This window comes from Micromonospora sp. NPDC049580 (assembly GCF_040675595.1).
Lineage (GTDB): Bacteria > Actinomycetota > Actinomycetes > Mycobacteriales > Micromonosporaceae > Micromonospora.
In genome coordinates this window covers 1-3,696 of record NZ_JBFAPG010000567.1, presented here as the reverse complement: position 1 = coordinate 3,696, position 3,696 = coordinate 1, and the positions used below count along the sequence as shown (strand labels likewise).

The window sequence follows — 3,696 nt, the reverse complement described above, 5'->3', positions numbered from 1 at the left end:
CATGGCGGTGCGTATCTCGCCGAGCTGGGGGAGCAGCAGGTGCACAATCAACCCCAGGACCAGCAGCTCCAGGACCGCGCGGCGGCTGATCCGGACCACCTTCGCCGCCGGGCGGTCACGGTCGGGGCAGCGCCGCAGGATCTCCTGGCGTAGGCAGGTCAGCATGCCGGGGTGGCCGCGCAGGGCGGCACGGCCGGCGCGCGAGAGCACCGGAGGTTGCAGGAACGGCACGCTGTCCGCGACCGCCGCGACGCCCAGGCGGTCGATCGCCCCGGCGACCACGCTGGCCGGGTCGACCCGCGTGGACACAGTGACCATCAGCTCGACGACGTCGCGGGCCTGCTGCTCGGCCGAGGCGTCGTCGGTGCCGAAGCCCAGGTCAACCAGGTAGGCGCGGTCCCGGCCGACGAGCACGTTCGCGGCGCGCAGGTCGCGGTGCGCGATGCCCGCCCGGTGCAGGTGGGCCAGCTGTTCCCAGGCGTCGCGCACGGCGGCGAGCGGGACCGGCCCGACGACGGCGTGCAGCGGGGCGGCGTCGATGAACTCCTGCACCAGTACGGCGTCGCCGCCGGGCATGGCGGCGGTCGTGACGACGGCCGGTATCCGGACGCCGGCGCGCTCGGCCAGCAGGGTCAGACACGTTTCGTGTTCGCTCTGCTGGCGGGCGCTCAGGTACGGCGGTGTGTCGGCCACGTGGCGGTAGCGCACCCGTCGGTAGAGCTTGTAGAACCAGTCCGCGTCGCGCTGCTCACCGCCGGTCACCTTGACGAACAGTCGCCGCCCGTCGGTGGTGACCGCCTGCCACGGCTGCGAGCCGCGGGCGTCGCCGTGGATCGGCGCCCACCGTGCCACGTCGATCCCGCGCCGCCGCAGCGCCGCCCGCAGAGGGGGCACCGACCGTTGCGGTCCAACCTCGCCGACCACGAGCCGGGTCAGACACACCGCGAGCCAGCCGACGAGGAAGCCACCGACCACGTCCACCGGCAGGTGCGCCCCGACGTGGATCCGCGCGACGGCGACCAGCCCGATCACCGCCCAGGCCGCGCGGCGCCATCGGGGCCCGCCGGCCCGCGCCGCGACGAGCGCCAGGGCCGTGGCGACCGCGACGTGTCCCGACGGGTACCCGAAGCGCCCGGTGATCGTCTCGCGCAGGACCACGTCGGCGAGCAGCGCCGCCGGGCGCTGCCGGGCGACCGCGGCCTTGACGGCGACCGCGAGCCAGTACGCCAGGTTCCCGGCCAGCAGGAGACTCCACGCCGTGCCGATCCGGCGTGCGACGACGGCTGCCGCGGCGGCGACGAACACCGCCGGGTACGAGCCGAGCTGCATGACCAGTACCAGGACCGGGGCCAGCCCGGCGGGAAGGTGATTGAGAAGGGCGAACAGGTCCCGCTCCCACGGCGGCACCGGACGGCTGCGGATGGCGGCGCTCAGCGCTGCCAGCAGGCCGGTCGAGACGGTCAGGCTGACCAGCAACACCGGCGACGGGCGATGCGTTCGCGCTCCCACCGGTCCTCGGCCGCCCCTCATCCGGCGCAGTGCCTCCGTCGACCCGAACCCTACGGATCGCCCGCTCACCGCGTGGCCTTTCTCGTCACCGGTCAACCCGTTGGGGGTGACAATCAGCGGGTGGACAGGGCGGTCGGCGGTGCTGGTCGGGCTGCCGCCGCTCCTCGTCCTGACGCTGGTGATCGTCCAGCCGGCCCTGGAGTCCTCGACCCTGCTCGGGTTGGTCGTGCTCGGCGAGACGGCGATCCTGATCGGCGGGCTGGTGGCACTGTCAGCGCCCGGTGGATTGACCTGCGGCGAGCAGCCGCTTGATCTCTGCGGCGGCCGGATGAGCCGGTGCGACGGCCAGAAAACGCCGCAGCGTCTGCTCCGCCTCGGAGGACCGGGAATCCGGCTCGCGGGCCAGGACCTCTCGGGCGGTTCGTTGCGCGCCGCTGCCGTCGCCGGCCCGCAGCAGCGCGAAGGCGAGCCGCAGCCGGATCCCATCGTCGGGCCGGTCCCGCAACGCCTCCTGGTACATCTCCCGGCCGTCTTCGGTGCCGCGGCGGCGAGCTACTCCGCGGCCTACGCGTACCTGGGACGTGTCCGCTGTCCGACCCGAGCGTCGTCCTGGTCAAGGCTGGACGATGCACATCCCGCCGGGGGCGGGCCGGTCCATTCCGGTCAGGGCGTCGGGCACCTCGGCGAGCCCGATGGTGCGGGTGATCAGCTCGGCGGGGCGCAGCACGCCGGCGGTGACCAGCCGGAGCAGTTCCGGGTAGGCGTGCGCGGCCATGCCGTGGCTGCCCCGCAGCTCCAGCTCGTACGCGATCACCAGGTCCATCGGCAGGGCCGGGCGGCCCTGGGCGGCGGGGAGGAGGCCGACCTGCACGTGCCGCCCGCGCCGCCGCAGGCTCTCGATCGAGGCGGTGCAGGTGGCGTGGCTGCCCAGGGCGTCGAGCGACAGGTGGGCGCCGCCGCCGGTCACCTCCCGGACGGCCGCGGCCACCGCGCCGGGCCCGGTGAGGGCAGAGCCGTCCAGACACACCGCGGCCCCGAAACGGCGGGCCAGCTCGAGCGCGCCGGGGGCGACGTCGACCGCCACCACCTGCGCGCCGTAGGCCGCGGCGATCATCACCGCGGACAGCCCCACGCCGCCGCAGCCGTGCACCGCCACCCACTCGCCCGCGGCGACCCGCCCCTGGCCGACCACCGCGCGGAACGCCGTGGCGAACCGGCAGCCGAGCGCCGCCGCGGCCGGGTAGCCCAGCTCGTCGGGGAGCCGGACCAGGTTGACGTCGGCGTGCTGCACGGCCACGTACTCGGCGAACGAGCCCCAGTGGGTGAAGCCGGGCTGCGTCTGCCGCTCGCAGACCTGCTGGTCGCCGGAGAGGCAGGCCGGGCACTGCCCGCACGCGCAGACGAACGGCACGGTGACCCGGTCGCCGGGGTGCCAGCCGCGTACACCGGCGCCGACCGCCGTGACCACGCCGGCGAACTCGTGGCCGGGCACGTGCGGCAGGCGGACGTCCGGGTCGTGCCCCTGCCAGCCGTGCCAGTCGCTGCGGCACAACCCGGTCGCCTCGACCCGGATGACGGCGCCCCCGGGCGGCGGCACCGGGTCCGGGACGTCGCGGACCTGGGGCCGGACACCGAACTCGTCGAAGATCACGGCACGCATGCGCCGCATCCTCACATGCGCCGGCCACCGCGCCCGACGGGGGGGGACCGAGCGGGAAATCGCGGGGATGGTGGCAGGGTGACGGCCGACGACCACCGGGGCGACATCATCGAGATCGGCGCGTGATGGCCATCGACACGGTCGCCGGCTGGATGGCGCGTGCCGTGCCCCGGGCCAGCGCCCGGGAATTTGGCTACCGCCCCCCGAGATGCACTGGTGCCTCGACTCGGCGGACTGGCCGAGCCTTCGCGGGCTGCACCCGAACATCTCGGAGGTGTCGGAGCTGCGGTCACCGCGGGGCCGGGGTCCGCTGGGGTGGCTGCCGGCGAACGTCCACCGGATCCCGGTCCTGCGCGGGCGGCGCGCCGGCGTGGTCCGCCTACGGTTCGGACGGGGACGGGTCGGCCGCTGATCGCTCGCTCTGCGCGGTCCGGTCAGCTGCTTGCCGCCCCAGCGGACCCCGGCCCCGCGGTGACCGCAGCTCCGACACCTCCGAGATGTTCGGGTGCAGCCCGCGAAGGCTCGGC

The 3,696-nt window shown here is 75.1% G+C and carries 3 protein-coding genes; all 3 read right to left on the bottom strand.

Annotated features, from left to right (window positions below):
- The coding region (locus AB0J68_RS29180; protein ID WP_363941733.1) for a phosphatase PAP2 family protein at positions 1 to 1,479 on the bottom strand (1,479 nt) is incomplete at its 3' end.
- Between the two features lie 301 nt (positions 1,480 to 1,780).
- Positions 1,781 to 2,029, bottom strand: a complete 249-nt coding sequence (locus tag AB0J68_RS29175; protein ID WP_363941730.1) for a hypothetical protein — start codon at positions 2,027 to 2,029, stop codon at positions 1,781 to 1,783.
- A 93-nt stretch (positions 2,030 to 2,122) separates the two neighbouring features.
- Positions 2,123 to 3,169 carry a zinc-dependent alcohol dehydrogenase family protein gene (locus tag AB0J68_RS29170; RefSeq protein ID WP_355067953.1) on the bottom strand — a complete coding sequence of 349 codons (1,047 nt, stop codon included), beginning with the start codon at positions 3,167 to 3,169 and terminating at the stop codon, positions 2,123 to 2,125.
- Between the last annotated feature and the right edge of the window lie 527 nt (positions 3,170 to 3,696).